Origin of the sequence: Microbacterium sp. UBA7513 (assembly GCF_002478345.1) — a bacterium.
GTDB lineage: Bacteria > Actinomycetota > Actinomycetes > Actinomycetales > Microbacteriaceae > Microbacterium.
In genome coordinates this window covers 46,399-66,107 of record NZ_DLNJ01000011.1, presented here as the reverse complement: position 1 = coordinate 66,107, position 19,709 = coordinate 46,399, and the positions used below count along the sequence as shown (strand labels likewise).

The window sequence follows — 19,709 nt, the reverse complement described above, 5'->3', positions numbered from 1 at the left end:
AATGTGAACGCAAACAATTCAGCTGGGAGTGCAATGTCCGACCTTCTCGCCGCGGCTTCCGACGGCTCCTCCACCGCCGTCGCCGCGCCGACCGCCGCCGCTGTCTCCGGCGCTCCCGCCCTGTCCTGGCACGACGGGGAGATCCTCCGCGACGGTGTGCCGCATCGCATCCTGTCCGGCTCGATCCACTACTTCCGCGTGCACCCCGACCAGTGGGAGGACCGCCTGCGCCGGCTCGCCGCGATGGGCGCGAACACGGTCGACACCTACGTCGCCTGGAACTTCCACGAGCGGGTCGAGGGGGACATCCGCTTCGACGGCTGGCGGGACGTCGAGCGCTTCGTGCGGCTGGCGGGCGAGGTGGGCCTGGACGTGTTCCTCCGGCCGAGTCCCTACATCTGCGCGGAGTGGTCGAACGGTGGGCTGCCCTTCTGGCTCACCGGCAGGGTCTCGGCGCTGCGGACGAGCGATCCCGCGTTCCTCGCCGCCGTCGACGCCTGGTACGACGCGCTGCTCCCGCGGCTCGTGCCCCTGCAGGCGGCGTACGGCGGGCCGATCGTGGCGATCCAGGTCGAGAACGAGTACGGATCGTTCGGCAGCGACGCCGCCTACCTCGCCCACCTGCGTGACGGGCTCCGCCGACGGGGGATGGTGGAGATGCTGACGACCGCCGACGGGATCACCCCGGACATGATCGCGCACGGGAGCGTGCCGGGTGCGATGACGACGTTCACGTTCGGCACCGGGGTGCCGGTGGCGGCCTCCCTGCGTCGGCACGGGGAGGCGCTCATGTGCAGCGAGCTCTGGGGCGGCTGGTTCGACCACTGGGGCGAGCGGCACCACGTGCGCTCGGCGGACAGCATGGGCGGGACGATCCGAGAGCTCCTCGACGAGGGCGGCTCGGTCAGCCTCTACATGGCGCACGGGGGCACCAACTTCGGCCTGTGGAACGGCGCGAACCACGACCTCGTGCTGCAGCCCACGGTGACCAGCTACGACTCCGACGCCCCGATCGGCGAGGACGGCACGCTCGGGGAGAAGTTCCATGCGCTTCGCGCGCTCTTCGCGCCCTTCCACGCGGACGGCCTGCCACCGGTTCCCGACCAGCCGCGGCGGCAGTCCGCGGCCTCCGCCCCGCTGGAGCCACGGGCGGGCCTGCTCGACGTCGTGCGGGCGACCCCTGCGGTGGGCGCGCTCTCGCCCCGCCCGCTCACCTTCGAGCAGCTCGGGGCGGAGGACGGCCTTGTCGCCTACGAGGCTGACGTGTCGTTCCCCGACGACGCGACGCTGACCGTCGACGGCCTGCACGATCGCGCGATCGTCTTCCTCGATGACCGCCGGCTCGGTGTGCTCGAACGGGACGGTGAGACGTCCCTCGCTCTCCCCGTGGACGGCGGCTCCGGTCGGCTGACGCTCGTCGTCGAGAGCCTCGGACGCATCAACTACGGGCCGTACACCGGCGAGGGCAAGGGCATCATGCGCGGGGTGATGATCGGCCGCCGCCTCGTGAACGGCTGGACGCATCGCCTCCTGCCGCAGACGGCACCGGTTTCGGACACCGTCGGGTCGGGCGGAACGGACGGCCTCGCCGTCGCCGAGTTCGATATCGCTGAACCCCTCGACGCGTGGCTCGCCTTCCCCGGTGGCGGCAAGGGCCTGGTGTGGCTGAACGGATTCCTGCTCGGACGCTACTGGAGCGTGGGCCCGCAGGAGACGCTCTACGCCCCCGCGCCGCTGTGGCGTGCCGGCCGCAACGAGATCGTGGTGCTCGACACCGACGGCCTCGGGGCGATGGTGGAGATCCGGGAGGCGCCGTCCTTCGGGGAGACCGAGGAGTTCATCGGCTCCTGAGTGCCACACGGGCGCGGGTGGTGACCTTCGGCCAATGTTTGCGCATATTTAGCGCTCGACTCTTGTCTTAAGCCACAAGGTCGCTCTACGGTGATAGCGCAAACATCGGTTCCGATCGATGATCCACCTGCGGCGCACCGGGGCGTCCTTTCCTCCGGCCGTCGCACCGTTCGAGAGGCAAGACGTGTCGACACCTTCCCGACCGCCGCGCACCGCCGTCGCCGTCAGCTCCCTGCTGGCGACGGCCCTCGCGCTCGGCGGAGCGCTCCTCCCCGCGACCGCGGCACAGGCCGCCGATCTCGTCCCCGTCCCGCACGCGGACTACCGGCTGCACGCGGTGTCCAGTGAAGCCGACCCGTATCCGGCACCGCCTTCGCTCGACGGCACCGCTCTCGGGGCCTTCGACGGCGACTACTCGACCCAGTGGACGTCGCGGTACTCGGCCAACGCCCCCTTCCCGCACTGGATCTCCCTCGATCTGCAGCGGTCCCTCTCGGTGAAGGCGCTGGACTACTCGGTCAAGCGCGGCCAGAGCGTCGCGGCGAAGACCGTCGAGGTGTACGTCACGGATGACGCCGACGCCGCGCGCACTTCGCCGGCCGATGGGGGATGGGGCGCCGCCGCCGCGGCCGCGACGCTGCACGCGCCCACCGCGAACGACGAGAAGCAGCGCATCACGCTGGACACCGCGAAGGACGGCCGGTACGTCGCCCTCCTCATCATCGACGCGCAGGGCACCACGGGCGGCGGCGCCGGCGAGATCCAGGTGCTCTCCGACGAGGAGCTCCCGCCGATCGTGACCGAGCCGGAGACGCCGGAGCAGCCGGAGCCCGGGGACACCGTCGAGATCGCCGCGGGCGGCACCACGGCCACCGTCTCCTCCGCGTTCCCGCAGATCCTCGGCTACCGCGTGGGCGATGACCGCCTCGGCGGGCAGAAGAGCTCCCCGCGCACCTGGGCGGTCAACGGCACCGCCTATGCGTCGACCACCACCTCCACGGCGACGGCGACCGGCGTCGACTACGTCTCGACCCTGACCGGCCTCGACGTCACGGTGCGCAGCAGCATCCGCGTCGCGGCGAACGGCACGGTCGAGTTCGCCGTCACCGGAGTCGACGGCTCCGCCGCGGTGAACACCCTGGCGCTCCCCGACAACGCGTTCCTCTCCGCGACGGCCGCAGACGGCGCCGTCCTCGACCGCACCGTGATCAGCCCGAACAGCACCACGAACGCCGATGAGCACATCGCGGTGGGTGCGGCGACGGCCACTGGCACGAAGGGCGCGGCCTTCGCGTTCCTCGGCGACGGGACCCTCGCCGGCAGCGTGATCACGAACGCGACGACGCAGGCGTCCGGCGGCACCGCCTCGTGGAACACTCGGCTCACGACGCGGGTGACCGCTGCCGACGGCCGGACCGCGGAGATCGGCTCGAACACCTGGCTCATCCATCCGACCACCGCCGTCGACAGCCGGGTGACGACCTACGCCCTGCCGAAGGTCACGGTGCTCCTCACCGCCGACCGCAACGGCGACGAGACCGTGGACTGGCAGGACGCCGCGATCCGCTACCGCGAGGTCGACGCCCCGCGCCTCGGTGCCGACCGGGTGGCCGACCGCGTGGTCAGCCGCATCCCGTTCAACTTCGCCTCCAGCGCCACGAACTACTTCGACCTCGTGCTCGACAACACCAAGCGCATCGCGAACCAGACCGACGGCCTCGGCCAGTGGGTGCTCAACAAGGGCTTCGGCAGCGAGGGACACGACTCCGCGAACACCGACTACGGCGGGAACTACAACGAGCGTGCCGGCGGCCTCGCCGACCTCAACCGCCTCGTCGACGAGGGGGCGAAGCTCAACGCCGACATGAGCGTGCACGTCAACGCCACGGAGATCTACCCGCAGGCGGACGCGTTCGACGCGGCGATCCTCGATGGCACCCCGCCGTACAAGCCCGGCTGGAACTGGCTCGACCAGTCGTACTACATCAATCAGCAGACCGATCTCGGCACCGGACGCGTGCTCGACCGCTTCCAGCAGCTGCGGGACGAGGTGCCGGGACTCAGCGGCGTCTACATCGACGTGTACTACTCCAACGGCTGGGTGGCCGAGGAGCTCGCGGACGAGCTGAACGCCATGGACCTCGAGGTCGCGACCGAGTGGGGCGACAAGTTCGTCGACAGCACGGTCTGGTCGCACTGGCCGAACGACCTCGCCTACGGCGGCAAGGACAACAAGGGCATCAACTCCACCATGGTGCGGTTCATCCAGAACGCGCAGGCGGACGTCTGGAACGACGACGTCCTGCTGGGCCAACAGCGTCTCGTCGATGCCGAGGGCTGGGTGGGCAACCGCAACTGGGACGGCTTCATCGGCAACATCTGGTCGCAGAGCCTGCCGACGAAGTTCCTGCAGCACTTCGACCTGCAGACGTACGAGTCGGGGGTCGAGGCGACGTTCACCGACGACGTGGTGGCGCGGCTCGACGGCGGCACGCGGGTCGTCACGATGGACGGCGCGACCGTCCTGCGCGGCGACTCCTACCTGCTGCCGTGGCAGTCGCTGGAGTCGAGCGCCGAGTCCGGATCGCCCGTCGACGCGGACAAGATGTACTTCTTCACGGCCTCCGGCGGCGAGAAGACCTTCGGTCTCACGGACGCCTTCCGCGGCAACACGACCTTCGACGTGTTCGCACTCGGAGACCAGGGCCGCGAGAAGGTGCGCACCGTCACCGCGGTCGACGGCGAGCTCACCCTCTCGGGCGAGAAGGGGACGGCCTACGTCGTCGTGCCCCAGGGCGGGGCGCAGCGGGCGGCGATCGAGTACCGCGACGCCGGTCTGACCGATCCCGGGTTCAACGCGGGCGCGCTCGACGGCTGGAACCCCCGGGGAGAGGTGACCATCGAGCGCACGGACCTCGGGGCGGCGAAGAACGCCTCGCGGGGCGACAACATCGCGGTGTTCGGCTCGTCCGCCTCCTCGATCTCGCAGACCGTCACCGGCCTCACCCCCGGGGAGCGCTACGCGTTCTCCGCGCAGGTGCAGATCGATCCGACGGCCACGCGGGACGTGAGCGTCGCGGTCGACACCGGCGGCGGCGTCGTGAGCCGCACCTGGAACCTGTCCCCGACGTACAACTACATGCGCGCCGACTCCAAGGCCGGGCAGTACTACCAGCGCGGATCGGTGTCGTTCGTCGCTCCGGCCTCCGGCGAGGTGACCGTGTCGGTCTCGGCGGTCGCCGGCGACGCGGCGGTGCGGATCGACAACGCCAGGGTGATGGCGGACACGACGGCACCCACCGCGTCCGGCACCGTGTACTCGAACGACTTCGAGGGCAATCAGCCCGGGTGGGGCCCGTTCGTGAAGGGCGACGCCAACGGCATCGACGACCCGCGCACGAGCATCTCGCGGCGACACGACCCGTACACGACGAGCGACTGGCGCAACACGGCCAAGCCGTTCGACAGCGGAGCCCTCGCGGGGCTGGCGGTGGACAGCACCCTCACCGGTGAGCACTCGCTGATGTCCCACTCCGAGAACTCCGGCGTCGTCTACCGGACCGACCCCACGCTGGTGCCGCTGCAGGCCGGGCACACCTATCGCATCGGGTTCGACTACCAGGCCGGCGCGAGCGGGGCCTACCGCTGGCTGACCGGCACCGACGCCGTGCTCGACGGGGAGATCTCCTCGACGACCCTGCGTCGCACCCCCGTCGTGCAGGCCCTGGAGACCACCGCGTTCCAGGAGGACGTCATCGTGGGCTGCGGCGACTACACGTGGGTCGGCCTGGAGCGCGTGGGCGGCCCGGACGTCGACTTCGTCCTCGACGACTTCACCGTCACCGACCTGGGTCCGACCGAGGGCGGCACCCCGTGCGCCACGGTATCCGGCGAGGCCGTGACCCTGAGTCCCGGGGCGCAGACACCCTTCACCACGACCTTCACCAACAGCGAGGACATCCTGGCGGAGAACGTCGGTGTGCAGCTCGACCTCCCGGAGGGCTACACCGTCGAGGTCGCAGACGGGTCGTCGAACCTGTTCGCGAAGGTCGCCCCCGGCGAGAGCGTGACGACGGACTGGCTGCTCACGGCACCGGCGTCGGCCGCGGGTTCCGCCGTCAGCATCGGGATCGCGGCCACCTATCTCGTCGACTGCGACGTGCGGACCGTGCAGACGGCGCAGGAGGCGGCGGTCGCCTCCCGTGCCCGCATCCCGAACGCGCAGATCACCGCGACCGCGAGCTCCGAGGAGACCGCGGGTGAGGACGGCACGGCGGCGAACATGCTCGACGGCAACGCCGGGACGTTCTGGCACAGCCGCTGGAGCAGCGACGCCCCCGGGTATCCGCACGTGCTCACGTTCGACCTCGGTTCCGCGGAGACGGTCGACGGCATCTCCTACCTCCGGCGCGGCGCGAACCAGAACGGTCCCATCAAGGGGTTCCAGGTCGCGGTCTCCACCGACGGGCAGACCTTCACCGACGTCGCGGCGGGAGAGTGGAAGAACGTCGCGGAGTGGCAGGATGTCGACTTCGCCGCGACGACCGCGCGATACGTGCGGGTGACGGCGACCTCGTCCATCTCGGGCACGCCGTTCGCGGCCGTGGCGGAGATGGCGGTGTACGGCGTCACGTCCCCGCAGGCGGGGCACGCCCCGGAGAAGCGACCAGCAGACGACCTCGGGGCGTGCGCCCCGGAGACCGATCCGGTGCTCACGCTCGGCGCGGATTCCGTACGGGCAGGGGAGACGGTCGAGGTCGTGCTCTCGGGCTTTGCGCCCGGCGCCGCCGTCTCGTTCTGGCTGGACGGCGTGCGGCTCGCGGACGCGACGGTCGATGCGCGCGGCGCGCTGACCACCCGCGTGCTCATCCCCGCGGATGCGACGGTCGGGAAGCATCGGTTCCTCGTCAAGGACGCCTCCGGCGCCGAGGTGGCCGGCGCCGCCCTCAAGGTCAAGAAGGCGAAGCCGGCGAAGGCGGCGGTCCTCACCCCGTCGGTCGGTACCGCGGCGGCCGGAGACTCCCTCCGCGTGCAGCTCCGCGGCTTCGACCCCGAGTCCGTCGTGCAGCTCTGGCTCCACTCGGAACCGGTCAGGGTGGGCGAGGTGACGATCGCCGCCGACGGCAGCGCGGTCGCGACCGTCCTCATCCCGGCGGCCACGCCCGCGGGTGCCCATGCGCTCGTCGCGACGGACGCCGCGGGCGCCGAGCTCGCTCGTGCGGATCTCGCGGTCACCGGCGCCGCGACGGGTGCCGGCGGGGTTCTGGCCACGACCGGCGCCGACGGGATGACCTGGCTGGCGGTGGCTGCCGGGGCCCTCGCGCTGAGCGCCCTCGGCGCAGGGCTCTGGCGGCGGCGACGTAGCTGAGTCCCTCTGCTGCACACGAGAGGCCCGGGGTTCGCCCCGGGCCTCTTCTGCACGCGGCGGGGCGTTTCGCAGTTCTCCACGGGTCGGGGGTCCGGGGCCGAAGAGGGTGCCTGCGGTCCCCGATACTCGAGGGGTAGCCACGAAAGGAGCCGCACATGCCGAATGTACTCATCCGCGATCTCGACCCCGGCGTGTATTCCGTGCTCACCGCGCGAGCGCAGGAGCGAGGACAGTCGCTGCAGCAGTACCTCTCGGGAGAGCTCGCCCGTATCGCCGCCCGCCCGACGCTGTCGGAGTCCCTGAGCCGACGACCGCGGCAGCCGGAGGTGACCGCGCTCACCCCGGCGCGTATCGTGGCCGCCGTGAGCGAGGGGCGCTCCGGGCGGTGATCGCCGTCTGTGCGCGGTCGAGGTGCCTAGCCCTTGACGGCGCCGGCGGCGAGACCGGAGCGCCAGTACTTCTGCAGCGTGAAGAACAGGGCGATGAGCGGGATCACGCCGAGCAGTGCTCCGAGCATGACGGCGCCCTTGTCGGGGGAGAAGTAGCTCATCATGCCGTAGAGGCCGAGCGTGACCGGCTTGAGGTCGGGGCTGGAGATCATCATGAGCGGGAGGAGGAAGTTGTTCCACGTGGCCACGAAGATGAACAGGAAGATCGTCACCATCGCGGGGCCGAGCAGCCGCAGCACGATCGTGAAGAAGATCCGGGCCTCACCGGCACCGTCGATGCGGGCGGCCTCCAGCAGCTCCGTCGGCACCGACGACTGCGCGTAGACCATGCCGAGGAAGACGCCGAACGGCGAGACCGCCGAGGGGATGATGATCGCCCACACCGTGTTCGTGAGGCCGAGCGCCTGGAACTCGATGTACAGCGGCACCGTGAGCAGGGCGACGGGCAGCAGGAGCCCCGCCATGATGATGCCGACCGCGAGCTTCTTCCCGGGGAAGGCGAACTTGGCGATCGCGTAGCCGGCCATCACGGCGAACAGCGTGCCGATGATCCCGGCGCTGAGCGAGTAGAACAGGGAGTTGCCGACCCAACGCCAGAACAGCCCCTGGGTCCAGCCCATGAGGCTGTCGTAGTTGGCGGCGAGGTTCGGCTCGGCGAACCAGAAGCCGAACGTCGACGTGAGGTCGGCGTTGTTCTTCGTCGAGGCGACCACGAGCCAGAACACCGGCACGAGGAAGTACACGGTGGCGACGACGAGGGCGATGATGCCGAACGTGCGCGCGGCGGGGCCGGGAGCGATCGACGGGGGAGGGGCGTCCGCCGCCTGCGGCCTGCGAGAGCGCCGCTTCGTCGGCGGAGCCACGGTGACGAGTCGTGTGGTGGTCATGCGTCGCCCTTCCGCCGCTGGAGCAGTGCGTACACGATCGCGAGCACGCCCGCGATGCCGGCCATGAGCAGCGAGTATGCCGACGCCGGACCGCTGCCCGACGGCGACAGCTCGCCCATCATCGTGTTGTAGGTGAGCATCATCGGCGTGAAGTCCTTGCCCATCCAGGAGTTCGCGGCTTCCAGGATGACCGGCTCGTTGAACAGCTGGATCGTGCCGATGATCGACAGCAGCACGGCCAGCAGGGCGGCACCGCGCACGAGCGGCACCTTGATGCGGGTCGCGATCTGGAATCCGCTCGCGCCGTCCAGGCGAGCGGCCTCGTAGAGGTCGCGGGGGATGGCCTGCAGGGCGCTGAGGAAGATGAGCATGTTGTAGCCCGTGTAGGTCCACGTCGTCATGTTGGCCATCGAGAAGAGGATCGTCTGCGGCGACATGAGGTCGGTCCCCTCTGGCAGATACGGCAGGAAGGGCGACACCTCGGGCGTGTAGAGGTAGAGCCACATCATCGCCGCGATGATGCCGGGGACCGCGTACGGGAGGAAGAAGGCGAGGCGGAACAGGGCGGGGCGGCGCACGATGAACGAGTCCAGCAGCAGGGCCAGGGCGAGGGCCGCGATGATCATCACCGGGATCTGGAACGCCGCGTAGAGCACGACCCGTCCCATGCCGGCCCAGAACGCGCCGTCCGTCGCCGCCGCGGCGAAGTTGTCGAGGCCGACGAAGGTGTCGACGAGCTCGCCGCCGCCGTACAGGCCGCCGCCGGCGGGTACCTGGGCGAAGAACGACGAGCGGACCGACACGATGATCGGGATGAGGAAGACGACGGCGAACAGCAGCGCGAACGGCGCCATGAACAGCCACCCGGTCAGCCCCTCCCGCCGGATCCGCGATCGCCTGGTCGACGGGGCGACGGGACGGCGCGCGGGAGGGAGCGTCGCCGCTGCCCTCGTCTCGGTCACTGTGGCCATGATGTGCCTCTCGCTCTCACGACGACGGCGGAGTGCACGATCGCCCGTGCACTCCGCCGTCGTTCATCCGATGATGCCGTCCGGTCCGGTCATTCCGCGACCGGGAGGCCGAGGTCCTTGAGCGACGCGACGGCCGTGTCCTGCGCCGTCGTGAAGATGTCGGCGACCGTGGCGGTGCCGCCGGCGGCCGCGGCGGCCGTCTCGTTCATGTTGGCCAGGGTCGAGAAGCCGGGGGCGTAGGGGAAGTCGGGGTTGAGGTTCTCGGTGGCGGTGCCGAGCTCGGCCAGCACATCCTGACCGCCGAACTGACGCAGCATCTTCTCGGGCGTCTCCACCTCGCCCTTCGCGGCGACGACGAGGCCCTGGGAGGCGAGGTCGTCGACCTGCGTGTTGAACCAGTCGTTGAACTCCATGGCGGCCTCGGGGTTCTCGCAGCCCTTCATGACCGAGACGCCGGAGCCGCCGTCGGGGCCGGTCATCGCCCCGGCGCCGAAGTCGGGGAGCTGGGCGACGCGCCACTGCCCCTCGGCCGGGGTGCCGTCCAGGGAGTCGAGGAGGAAGCCGGCCTCCCACGCCGCGCCGACGTGGCCGATCAGGCTGCCGTCGTTCAGTGCCGCCGTGAAGCCCTCGCCCCAGCGCTCGGTCGCGAGCGTCTGCTTGCCGTCGAGCAGACCCTGCCAGAAGGCGGCGACCCGCTCGGAGCCGGCGCCCTCGGCGTCCACCTTCCATTCCTCGCCCTCGGTGGAGAACCAGGTGTCTCCGGCGGCAGCCGCCTGTCCGGAGAGCCAGTTCTGCGCCTCGTCCGGAGTGAAGGCGGTGACGAACTTGCCGGCGGCGGCGGCCGTGGCGGAGGCGGCGGTCAGCTCGTCGAGCGTGGTCGGGGCGTCGAGGCCGAGCGCCTCGAACTCCGCGGTGTTGTAGAAGTAGACGAGGGGTCCGGTGTCCTGGGGGAGGCCCACGATGGCGTCGCCGACCCGCATGCCGCTGAACGCTCCGGCCGAGTAGTGGTCCTCGTACTTCTCGGCTTCCGCGGCCACGTCCTCCAGCAGACCCTTCACGTAGAGCTGCGGCACCTCGGAGTATCCGGTCTGCGCGAGGCATGGGCCGTTCCCGGCCTTGATGTCGGTCTCGAGCTTGAGGATCATGTCGCTGGCCTTGCCGTCGAACTTCGTGGCCTTGACCTGGATGCCGGGGTGCTCCTCGTTCCAGCGGTCGACGATCTCCGCGACCGTGGTCATGCCCTCGCCGTCGGGGAGGCGGTGCATGTACTCGATGGTGACGGGCTCTCCGCCGGCGTCGCCGCCTCCGGATGCGGCCGGAGCGCAGGCCGCGAGTCCGAACGCCGACACCGCGCCGAGGGCGACGACCGCGGCGACGCGGGGGGTGCGTGAGGTGGGTGCCATGCTGTTCTCCTCTTTGAGGTCATGTTCCTGCGGATCGCCCGAAGCGGGGACGCGGCGAGGGTGCGCCGTCGATCACATGCACATCAAATCAGAAAATGTTTGCGCTCACAAGACGCGGATCAGCGGTCTGGCGACGCATTCGCTTCGCCTGGCGGGAGCGCTGACATCGCCGCAGAGCCGAGCGCGGGTGGCAGTCGCACGCTCGACGGCCGGCGATCTCGTTCCCCGATCGCCGCCCGGGAACGACGAAACACCCGCACGAGCCGTGCGGGTGTTTCGAACCGAGGGGCTACGCCTTCTCTAGTTCGTCTTCGTCTTCGTCCGCGTACTCGTCGGCCCACTTGTCGACGTAGGCGTCTTCGTCGGAGTCGCTCGAATGCGCGAGCTCGCGCTCCAGCGCCGAGTAGTTCACCGACGGACTGTACGCCTTGAGTTCGCGGGCGATCTTGGTGTGCTTCGCCTTCTGACGGCCACGGCCCATGCCTGAGACCCCCTCACGAGTTAAGCTGCGGGCAGACGGGCGCCCGAGTCATTCACGACACCGGCTCGAGGCCGGTAAGAGTAGCATTCAGGATAGCACGCGGGGAACAGACCCTGGCCGCGGCCAGGCCGGCGAAGGGAGCGATCTCCATGACCGACAGCACCTCCACTCCGTCCGACGAGGCCACGCAGAACGCCGCTCTGCAGAAGGCCGTGATCGTCGGGATGCAGCTCGACCAGGACCCGCACGTCCTCGATGAAGCCGTCCGTTTCGCCCGGCTGCTGAACGCCCCGCTCGTGGTGGCCCACGTCGACATCACCCGCTTCGTCACCTATGAGGATCCGGACGGCTACGTGCACTCCGCTCCCATCGACATCAACTTCGACGCGGGGGCTGCCGAGTTCGAGGCCGTCGAGGCGGCTGCGGCCACCATGCTCGACGGGAAGGGCGTCACCTGGACGGCGCGGCAGCTCGTCGGCGACCCGGCACTGGCCATCAAGCAGCTCGCCAACAAGCTCGACGCGCAGCTCATCGTGGTCGGCACCCGCAAACGCGGCATCGGGGAGTCGATCCGGGAGTTCTTCACCGGCTCCGTCGCGGCGCGGCTGGCGCATCGCCAGCATCGCTCCGTACTCGTCGTCCCCCTCGGGGAGTCCGTGCCGGACGAGCAGAAGGAGATCTGGCCGGAGTGATCCGTACGCGACGAGGCCCCGCCGACGGATGTCGACGGGGCCTCGTGCGGTCATGCCGGGGGCTCAGGAGCCCGGTCGGCTCAGCGCCACCGTCACGCTGCGGGCGGCCTGATCCAGTGCGTTCTCGAGGTCGGTGACCACCGACGCCGGGAGGACGCCGCCCTGGGCGACGTGGGTGCGCAGGTCGGTGCGGATGCGGGCGCGAAAGGCGTTCACCACGGCGTCGGCGCGGTGCAGCTCCTCGCGGCTGGTCAGTCGTGCCTCCTCGCTCGGGGTGCGCGGCTTGTTCTTCGCCGCCGCCCTGTCGTCCTTCGTCGCCGTCGCCAGGTCGGCGCGAAGGCTCTTCATCGCCTCCTGCACGCTTTGGCGCACCTCGTTCGCGATGAGGCGGACCGTGTCCGTGATGCCCGCCTCGATGTCGGCGAGGTCGCTCTCGCGGGAGGCGAGTTCGGCGCGTCCGGCTTCGGTGATCGCGTAGATCGTCGTGCGTCCGTCGACGGTCTTGGTGACCAGCCCCTCCTCCTCCAGCTTCGCGAGGCGCGGGTAGATCGTGCCGGCGCTCGGCGTGTACGTCCCGCCGGTGCGATCCGTGAGGGACTGGATGATGCCGTAGCCGTGCTGCGGGGACTCCGCGAGCAGCGACAGCAGGTACAGCCGCAGGTCGCCGTGGGAGAAGACCGCGGGACTCATGCTTCCCACTCCGGGTCGTTCTCGATCGTCTGCGGAGCGCGGCGGAGGACCGTCACCCCTCCGGAGACGGAGTTGGCGCGGAGATCGACGAACCGTCCCGCGAGCTCCCCGGTGGTGCCGTTGTAGGTGCTCGGGCCGGAGGAGCTGCGCTCGACGCCGTCGATGAGCAGGCGGCCGCTGAGCGAACGGATGACGTAGTTCGCCGCGAGGGACTCGTCGAGCCGCACCGTGGTGCCGCCGGAGACCGAGTTCACGGTGATGGTGTTGACGTCGCCCGCCGCGTCCACGAGTGTCGCGCCGGAGACGATGTCGACCGTGGCCTTGCGGATGGCTCCCGTGACGGCCACGTCACCGGAGACGCTGTTGGCGTTGAGCGAGCCGGTGAGGTTGCGGATCTGCACGTCGCCGGAGACCGAGTTCACGCTGAGGTCGCCGATGAGGGTGTCGACGATGATGTCGCCGGACACCGTGTTGAGACGGGTGTCGTTGCGGATGCCGGACACGAGGGCGCCGGCGCTCACGACGCCGAGGGTCAGGGCGATGCTGCGCGGGACGGCCACACTCACCTCGGCGCGCGGGCCGCCGGAGCCGAAGTTCCGGAACACCTCCAGGAAGTTGTCCCAGCCGAGCTGCGGGTGGTCGATCTCGACCTCGCCGTCGCGGGACTCGATCCGGAGGTCTTTGGTGGTGACGCCGTGCACCTCGATCCGGATGCCGGGTTCGTCGTGGGCGATGACGTCGACCTGTCCGCCGACGAGGCCCACCTTGAGCCGGGTCGCGGAGGCGATGTCGATGACGCGTTCCTCGCCGGGGGCGATGAGCCACTTCTCGGTCATGTCTGCTTCTCCTGTGTCGAGGGATTCACGATATATCGTGTTGCCGTCACCATAACACGATATATCTCGATCCCGTCACCCCCCCCTTCCTTCGAATCGCCTGATTGGTCCCACTTCGGCCGGAAATCGAGCCAATCAAGCGATTCGAAGGGGGTTGACCTTGACGTAACGACAACTTCTACGGTGGAGGGGAACGACACGGAAGGGTGGGGGGATGAGCGAGCGGGACTGGTCGATCCAGGAGATCGCGCGATTGGCGGGAACGACGAGCCGGACACTGCGGCACTACGACGACATCGGGTTGCTGGCGCCGTCGCGCATCGCGGCCAATGGCTACCGGCACTACGACGCGGCGGCGCTCGTGCGGTTGCAACGGATCCTCCTGCTGCGGGAACTCGGGCTCGGACTGCCGCAGATCGCGGAGGTGCTGGGCCCTTCGACTGGCTCAGGGACCCAGGGCGCGGGCTCAGGGACCCGGACGGCGACGGAAGCGGCTGCACTGGAGACGCATCTCGCGCTGCTGCGCGAGGAGCAGACCAGGCTGGCACGGCAGATCGCGTCGGTCGAATCCACCATCACGGCATTGAGAGGAGGTGAGAACCTCATGGCAGAGAACATGTTCGACGGCTTCGACCACACGCAGTACAAGCAGGAGGTCGAGGACCGCTGGGGGACGAAGGCTTACGCCGACGGCGACCGCTGGTGGCGCGGGATGAGCGACACCGAGCGCGCCGAGTGGCAACAGCGCGTGGCCGACCTCGGACGCGACTGGATCGCCGCGGCGGAGAGCGGTATCGATCCCGCGTCCGCCGAGGCGCAGGAGCTGGCGCGCCGTCACGTGGCCTGGCTCACGGGCATTCCCGGCACTCCGGCCGCCGCGCTCCGGCAGGGACCGGACGCGGGCGCCAAGGCCTACGTGATCGGTCTCGGCGAGATGTACGTCGCAGATCCGCGCTTCGGCGCGAACTATGCGACGTCCGCGGGCGGCACCCACGGTGCGGAGTTCGTCCGCGACGCGCTCCGCATCTACGCGGAAGCCTCCCTCTGATCTGTCGAGCCACCCCCTTGCGTGCGACCCACCCCGCTGCGGTCGTACTCAAGGGGGTGGCTCGCACGCAAGGGGGTGGATCGGGGGAGGAGGGGAGGGCGTAGGGTCGTGCCATGACGGGGCGACGGAAGCGGGGGCGCGACGACCGCCCCGCGGCTGGAGCCTTCGCGGCGGCGGCGACGGCCTATGGGGCGAACTGCGCCCTCGGGCTCGCGGTGGCGGCCCGGCTCATCGACACGCGCCGCTTCCGCTGGGTGCACCACGCCCTCTACATCCTCACCTGCGCGACGACGGGACTCGCCGTCGTCGTGGGCCTCGCCACCCGCACCCCACGCACCCGTCGCGCCGCCCTCGCGCTCCTCCCCGCCGCCGTCCCCCTGGCCGCGATCCCCTACGCCGGGACGCACACCCGGCGGCACCCGCTCGTCGCCCTCATGGCAGCCCCCTTCGTCCTCGCGGGCCTCGTGGTCTCGCGCCTCCCCTCCGACCGGAAGTGACCGCATGGAACTCCTCGACGCCATCCGCCGCCGCAAGACCACCAACGGAGCGTTCCTGCCCGACCCGGTCTCCGAGGAACACCAGCGCATCCTCCTGGAAGCCGCCGGCCGCGCGCCCTCGCAGCTCAACAGCCAGCCGTGGCGCTTCGTCGTGATCGAGAACCGCGACACGATCGACGAGATCGCGCGCATCTCCGGCGAGAGCATGACGGAGGCGATGTCGAACGGCACGTTCTTCGAGCGGTACAAGCCGTACTTCCGCTTCAGCCAGGAGGAGATGGAGGAGAAGCGCAGCGGCATGCTGTTCGACAAGCTCCCCGCGCCGCTGCGGCCCTTCACGTCGCAGGTGTTCACCAAGCGCGGCCAGACTCTGATGAACACGTTCGGGGTGCCGAAGACCCTGGGCTCGGAGAACCGCAAGCTCGTCGCCGGATCGCCGCTGCTCCTGGGCGTCATGCTCGACCGCAGCGAGTACCGGCCAGGGCAGCTGTCGTCGTTCTACTCGGTGTTCAGCATGGGGGCGGCCATGGAGAACGTCTGGCTGACCACGGTCGAGCTGGGCATGGGCATCCAGTTCATCTCGTTCCCGATGGAGGTGCCGGGGCGCTGGGACGAGATCGTGCGGCTGCTGCGGGTGCCCGACGACCTGGAGCTCATGGCCGTCTACCGGCTGGGCTACCTGCCGCCGGAGCAGCGACGCCCGGCGATCGACTGGTCCAGCAGTCAGCGCAAGCTCGTATCGCAGTACGTGTTCCGCGAGGACTGCGACACCCCGCAGCAGGGCTGGGACGCGCCGCCGACCCGGTCCTGAGTCAGGAGCCGCCGGCCGCCCGCCGGACCTCGGGGAGATCGTTCAGCGCCGGTCCCTCGATGCGCGTGCCGTCCGCGGCGAACCGCGACGCGTGCAGCGGGCAGTCCCACGTGCACTCAGCGTCGTTCCAGTCGAGGATACCGCCGAGGTGCGGGCACACCGCGCTGACCGCTCGGGTCACGCCGTCGACCGTGGAGATGGCGACCGGGCGACCGCCGCGGTTCGCCACGACGCCCTCGCCCTCCGCGGGCTGCGGCACGGGGACCGGCGTGGTCTCGGCCTCGACCCAGCCTCTCGTGGCGGCGGCCGCCACCTTCGCGCCCTCGACGGCGCCGCGCGCGAGATCGGCGGGGACGGTGAGACGGGTGCCGAGGCGCAGCATCCAGGACGGACGCTCGCGGCGCTTCGTCCCGATGATCTCCTCGGTGAGCCGCAGGGCCGCGGCGGGTGCGTTCGACAGCCCCCACTTCGCGTAGCCGGTGGCGATGCGGATGCGTCCGAGGCCGCGGGGCAGGGCGCCGACGAAGGGGATGAGGTTGTGCGACTGGTAGTCCTGCGCGGACCAGCGGTGCGTCTCCTCGGCATCCGGGAAGTGCAGACGGGTCCAGTCCACGAGGTCGTCGATCGCCGCGGTCTCGCCGTCCGAGCGGCCGACCGGATGCCCGTTGCCGCCGACGACCAGCTGCGCGGTATCGGCCGGGCCGTCGGCGGCGGACACCGGTCGGATGGACCGCGTCGGGCCGTCGGCCGAGATGAACGTCCCCTCCGGCACTCCGCCGGAGACCCGGAACGAGACGCAGTACGACCGCATCCCGGCGACCTTGGAGAAGTACAGGCCGCGGTCGAGGATCGGGGTCCCGGTCGCGAGGACGATGTGCTCGGCGAACATCGGCCCCGCCGTGGTCTCCACCCGGGGCTCCGGGAGGGCGTGGGCGCCGATCACGCGGACGCCGGTGTGCAGCGTGCCGCCCCCGGCGAGGAACTCCCTTGCGAGCGCGTCGGCGACGGCGACCGGGTCGATCGTCACCTGGGAATCGAGCGCCACCGCGCCCGCGACGGGGAACGGCGTCGACAGCTCGCTCGCGGTGAGCAGCCGCGTCGGCAGTCCCGCCTCCTGCGCGGCGGCATGCTGGGCTCTGACCGCCTCGAGCCCGTCCGGACTTTGGGCGTAGGTGTGGTCGGTCCGCTCGGTGTAGCTCAGGCCGGCGGTGTCGGCGAAACCGGTGAGCCACTCCATGCCCGCCCGGTTGGCATCGACGTACGCCTGGACGAGTGCCGCCGGATGGTGCTTTCGGATGGTGGCGAGCTGCTGTCCCTGGAGGAGGGAGAGCTTGCCGGTGTTGCCACCCGTCGACAGCTCCGCCACGTCCCCCGCATCCACGACAACGACGTCGAGTCCGGCGCGGGTCAGGAGCACCGCGGTCGAGAGGCCGGTGAGCCCCGCCCCCACGATCAGCACGTCGTGCGTCGCGCCGGGATCGAAGGCAGTGCCGTGGGGTGCGTCCTGATCGACCTTCCAGAGGGGCTTCATGCCGACAGTCAACGCCTCTCCCTGCCCCCACCCCAACGCCTTGACATCCGACGATCACGCTGTCATGCGGCGACTACAGTGGCGAGCGTGAGTCTCCGTTGTGTCCTGCTCGTCGCTCTCGGCGGCACGCTCGGGACGGCGGCGCGTCTGGGACTCGGGCTCGTCGTGGACGAGCCCGGTGGGTTCCCCCTCGCGGTGCTGCTCGCGAACGTGCTGGGTGCCCTGCTCATCGGTGTCGTGGCGGCGCGGCTCCCGGCCTCCGCGGAGCTGCGGCTGCTGCTGGGCACCGGCGTCCTCGGTGGCTTCACGACCTACAGCGCCTTCATGACCGGGACGCTGGCACTGTGGGGATCGGCACCGCTCCTCGCCGCCGCGTATGCCGCGGGCAGCCTCGTCCTCGGTCTCCTCGCGGCAGCCGCGGGGCTCCGGCTGGGGCGGCCACGCCGGGGAGGGGTGTCGTGAGTCCGCTGCTGTTCCTCGCGGCCGCGCTCGCCGGGGGCGTCGGCGCCGTCCTGCGCTATCTCGTCGACCTCGGCGTCGCGCGGCTCGCCGGCCGACGGTTCCCGTGGGGGATCCTCATCGTCAACCTCACCGGCTCGTTCGCGCTGGGACTCGTGACGACGGCGCTGCCCGACGCGGCGTTCGTGCTCGGCGCCGGTCTCCTCGGGGGGTACACGACCTTCAGCACCGCGATGCTGGATGCGGTCGCGCTGTGGCGCGACGGCGAGCGCGGCGCCGCGGTGTTCGACGCGGTCGGCATGCTCGTCCTCGGTCTCCTCGCCGCGGGACTGGGGCTGGCGCTGGGGGCTGCGCTCTAGATCGACGCTTGCGAAGAGCCGACGTGCCGCGCTACTCTCGCTGCTAATCGTTTAACGCTAAACGGTTAACATCGCGCACCCGCCTTCTCGTGCACCCGTCAAAGGAGACCTCGATGCCCCGCACCTCTCGCCGCGCCCTGGGCGCCCTCGCCGCCTCCGCGGCCGCCGTCCTGGCGCTTTCCGCCTGCTCCTCCTCCGCGACCGGGGAGTCGTCGGGCGGCGACGTCACCCTCAGCTACGCGATCTGGGACGAGAACCAGAAGCCCGCGATGGAGGACATCGCCGCCGCGTACACCGAGGAGCACCCGAACGTCACGATCGAGATCCAGGTCACGCCGTACAAGGAGTACTTCACCAAGCTCCAGACCGCGGTGACGGGCGGCTCGGCCGCCGACGTGTTCTGGATGAACGGCCCGAACTTCCAGCTCTACGCCTCGAACGGACAGCTCGCCCCGCTCGACGACGTGGACGCCGCCGACTACCCCCAGGGGCTCGTCGACCTCTACACCTACGAGGACGCGCTCTACGGCGCCCCCAAGGACTTCGACACCGTCGCGCTCTGGTACAACAAGGCGCTGTTCGACGCAGCGGGGGTGGAGTATCCGAGCGCGGGCTGGACCTGGGACGACTTCCGCTCCGCGGCCGCGAAGCTGACCGACCCGGCGAAGGGCCAGTTCGGCGTCGCCGCGAGCCAGTACGGCCAGGAGAACTTCTACAACTCCATCGCGCAGGCAGGTGGAGAGGTCATCTCCGCGGACGGCACCCAGAGCGGATACGGCTCCCCCGAGGCTCTCGAGGGCATCGAGCTGTGGACCGACCTCATCGCCGACGGCTCCTCGCCCACGGCGCAGCAGATGACGGACACGAACCCGGAGGACTTCTTCCTGTCGGGCAAGGTCGCCATGTTCCAGAACGGCTCCTGGGCCGCCATCGCCTACGCGGACAACGCGGACATCGGCGGCAGTGTCGACGTGGCCCCGCTGCCGGCGGGTCCGGAGGGCAATCAGAGCGTGATCCACGGCGTCGGGAACGTCGCGAACGCCAAGAGCGCGCACGTGGAGGAGGCCAAGGACTTCGCCGCCTTCGCGAGCGGCGAGCAGGCCGCGAAGATCCAGGCCGAGACCGGCACCGTGATCCCCGCGTACAACGGTACGCAGCAGGCCTGGGTCGACGCCCTCCCGCAGTACGACCTGCAGGTCTACATCGACGCGCTGGAGACGGCTGTCCCGTACCCCGTGTCGAAGAACACCTCCGCGTGGACGAGCATCGAGAGCGAGGTGCTGTCCCAGGTGTGGTCCGGAGCGGTCTCCCCGAAGGACGGCCTGCAGGATCTCGCCGCGCAGATGCAGACCGCGCTGGACGCCGAGCAGGAGTGA

The 19,709-nt window shown here is 70.3% G+C and carries 17 protein-coding genes; 10 read left to right on the top strand and 7 right to left on the bottom strand.

Features of this window, described 5'->3' with window-relative positions:
* The first annotated feature begins 33 nt into the window (after positions 1-33).
* From B2W79_RS06010 to B2W79_RS06000, 3 genes are all read left to right on the top strand, one after another.
* Entirely contained in the window at positions 34-1,851 is a 1,818-nt protein-coding gene (locus B2W79_RS06010; protein ID WP_292787880.1) for a glycoside hydrolase family 35 protein, read from the top strand.
* A gap of 184 nt (positions 1,852-2,035) precedes the next feature.
* The gene (locus tag B2W79_RS06005; RefSeq protein ID WP_292787878.1) at positions 2,036-7,219 is read left to right on the top strand and encodes an endo-alpha-N-acetylgalactosaminidase family protein; all 5,184 of its coding nucleotides are present in this window, start codon (positions 2,036-2,038) and stop codon (positions 7,217-7,219) included.
* Positions 7,220-7,374: 155 nt separating this feature from the next.
* Positions 7,375-7,608 (top strand): hypothetical protein, encoded by a 234-nt coding sequence (locus B2W79_RS06000; RefSeq protein ID WP_292787876.1) that lies wholly within the window; start codon positions 7,375-7,377, stop codon positions 7,606-7,608.
* 26 nt (positions 7,609-7,634) lie between these two features.
* On the opposite strand, the gene B2W79_RS05995 is transcribed toward B2W79_RS06000, so the two are convergent.
* The 4 genes from B2W79_RS05995 to B2W79_RS05980 all read right to left on the bottom strand — a co-directional run bounded on the left by B2W79_RS05995 (position 7,635) and on the right by B2W79_RS05980 (position 11,410).
* Positions 7,635-8,555 carry a carbohydrate ABC transporter permease gene (locus B2W79_RS05995; RefSeq protein ID WP_071327783.1) on the bottom strand — a complete coding sequence of 307 codons (921 nt, stop codon included), beginning with the start codon at positions 8,553-8,555 and terminating at the stop codon, positions 7,635-7,637.
* On the bottom strand, positions 8,552-9,526 hold the full coding sequence (locus tag B2W79_RS05990; RefSeq protein WP_083391629.1) for a carbohydrate ABC transporter permease: 975 nt from the start codon (positions 9,524-9,526) through the stop codon (positions 8,552-8,554). Before B2W79_RS05990 ends, B2W79_RS05995 begins: the two co-directional genes overlap by 4 nt.
* Positions 9,527-9,615: 89 nt before the next feature.
* Positions 9,616-10,929: an ABC transporter substrate-binding protein gene (locus tag B2W79_RS05985; RefSeq protein ID WP_292787873.1), complete on the bottom strand. Its 1,314-nt coding sequence runs from the start codon at positions 10,927-10,929 to the stop codon at positions 9,616-9,618.
* A gap of 289 nt (positions 10,930-11,218) precedes the next feature.
* Complete coding sequence (locus B2W79_RS05980; RefSeq protein ID WP_025104705.1) at positions 11,219-11,410, bottom strand: DUF3073 domain-containing protein; 192 nt, start codon at positions 11,408-11,410, stop codon at positions 11,219-11,221.
* 149 nt (positions 11,411-11,559) lie between these two features.
* Here B2W79_RS05980 and B2W79_RS05975 point away from each other — a divergent pair, with 149 nt between their 5' ends.
* On the top strand, positions 11,560-12,102 hold the full coding sequence (locus tag B2W79_RS05975; RefSeq protein ID WP_025104704.1) for a universal stress protein: 543 nt from the start codon (positions 11,560-11,562) through the stop codon (positions 12,100-12,102).
* A gap of 63 nt (positions 12,103-12,165) precedes the next feature.
* Here the strand turns inward: B2W79_RS05975 and B2W79_RS05970 are convergent, their stop codons facing one another.
* Together B2W79_RS05970 and B2W79_RS05965 are read right to left on the bottom strand one after the other, a co-directional pair.
* On the bottom strand, positions 12,166-12,792 hold the full coding sequence (locus tag B2W79_RS05970; protein WP_292787870.1) for a PadR family transcriptional regulator: 627 nt from the start codon (positions 12,790-12,792) through the stop codon (positions 12,166-12,168).
* Positions 12,789-13,628, bottom strand: coding sequence for a DUF4097 family beta strand repeat-containing protein (locus B2W79_RS05965; RefSeq protein ID WP_292787868.1), 840 nt, complete (start codon positions 13,626-13,628; stop codon positions 12,789-12,791). Before B2W79_RS05965 ends, B2W79_RS05970 begins: the two co-directional genes overlap by 4 nt.
* 214 nt (positions 13,629-13,842) lie before the next feature.
* Here B2W79_RS05965 and B2W79_RS05960 point away from each other — a divergent pair, with 214 nt between their 5' ends.
* From B2W79_RS05960 to B2W79_RS05950, 3 genes are all read left to right on the top strand, one after another.
* A complete protein-coding gene (locus B2W79_RS05960; protein ID WP_071327777.1) occupies positions 13,843-14,676 on the top strand; it encodes a MerR family transcriptional regulator in 834 nt (277 codons plus the stop codon).
* Between the two features lie 113 nt (positions 14,677-14,789).
* Positions 14,790-15,173 carry a hypothetical protein gene (locus B2W79_RS05955; protein ID WP_071327776.1) on the top strand — a complete coding sequence of 128 codons (384 nt, stop codon included), beginning with the start codon at positions 14,790-14,792 and terminating at the stop codon, positions 15,171-15,173.
* Between the two features lie 4 nt (positions 15,174-15,177).
* Complete coding sequence (locus B2W79_RS05950) at positions 15,178-15,984, top strand: nitroreductase family protein (protein ID WP_071327775.1); 807 nt, start codon at positions 15,178-15,180, stop codon at positions 15,982-15,984.
* A gap of 1 nt (position 15,985) precedes the next feature.
* On the opposite strand, the gene B2W79_RS05945 is transcribed toward B2W79_RS05950, so the two are convergent.
* Positions 15,986-17,515, bottom strand: coding sequence for an FAD-dependent oxidoreductase (locus B2W79_RS05945; protein ID WP_071327774.1), 1,530 nt, complete (start codon positions 17,513-17,515; stop codon positions 15,986-15,988).
* A gap of 87 nt (positions 17,516-17,602) precedes the next feature.
* Between B2W79_RS05945 and B2W79_RS05940 the strand changes: the two genes are divergently transcribed.
* The 3 genes from B2W79_RS05940 to B2W79_RS05930 all read left to right on the top strand — a co-directional run bounded on the left by B2W79_RS05940 (position 17,603) and on the right by B2W79_RS05930 (position 19,709).
* The gene (locus B2W79_RS05940; protein WP_292787864.1) at positions 17,603-17,977 is read left to right on the top strand and encodes a FluC/FEX family fluoride channel; all 375 of its coding nucleotides are present in this window, start codon (positions 17,603-17,605) and stop codon (positions 17,975-17,977) included.
* The gene (locus B2W79_RS05935; RefSeq protein ID WP_292787862.1) at positions 17,974-18,333 is read left to right on the top strand and encodes a fluoride efflux transporter FluC; all 360 of its coding nucleotides are present in this window, start codon (positions 17,974-17,976) and stop codon (positions 18,331-18,333) included. Before B2W79_RS05940 ends, B2W79_RS05935 begins: the two co-directional genes overlap by 4 nt.
* Before the next feature lie 113 nt (positions 18,334-18,446).
* Complete coding sequence (locus B2W79_RS05930) at positions 18,447-19,709, top strand: ABC transporter substrate-binding protein (protein WP_071327771.1); 1,263 nt, start codon at positions 18,447-18,449, stop codon at positions 19,707-19,709.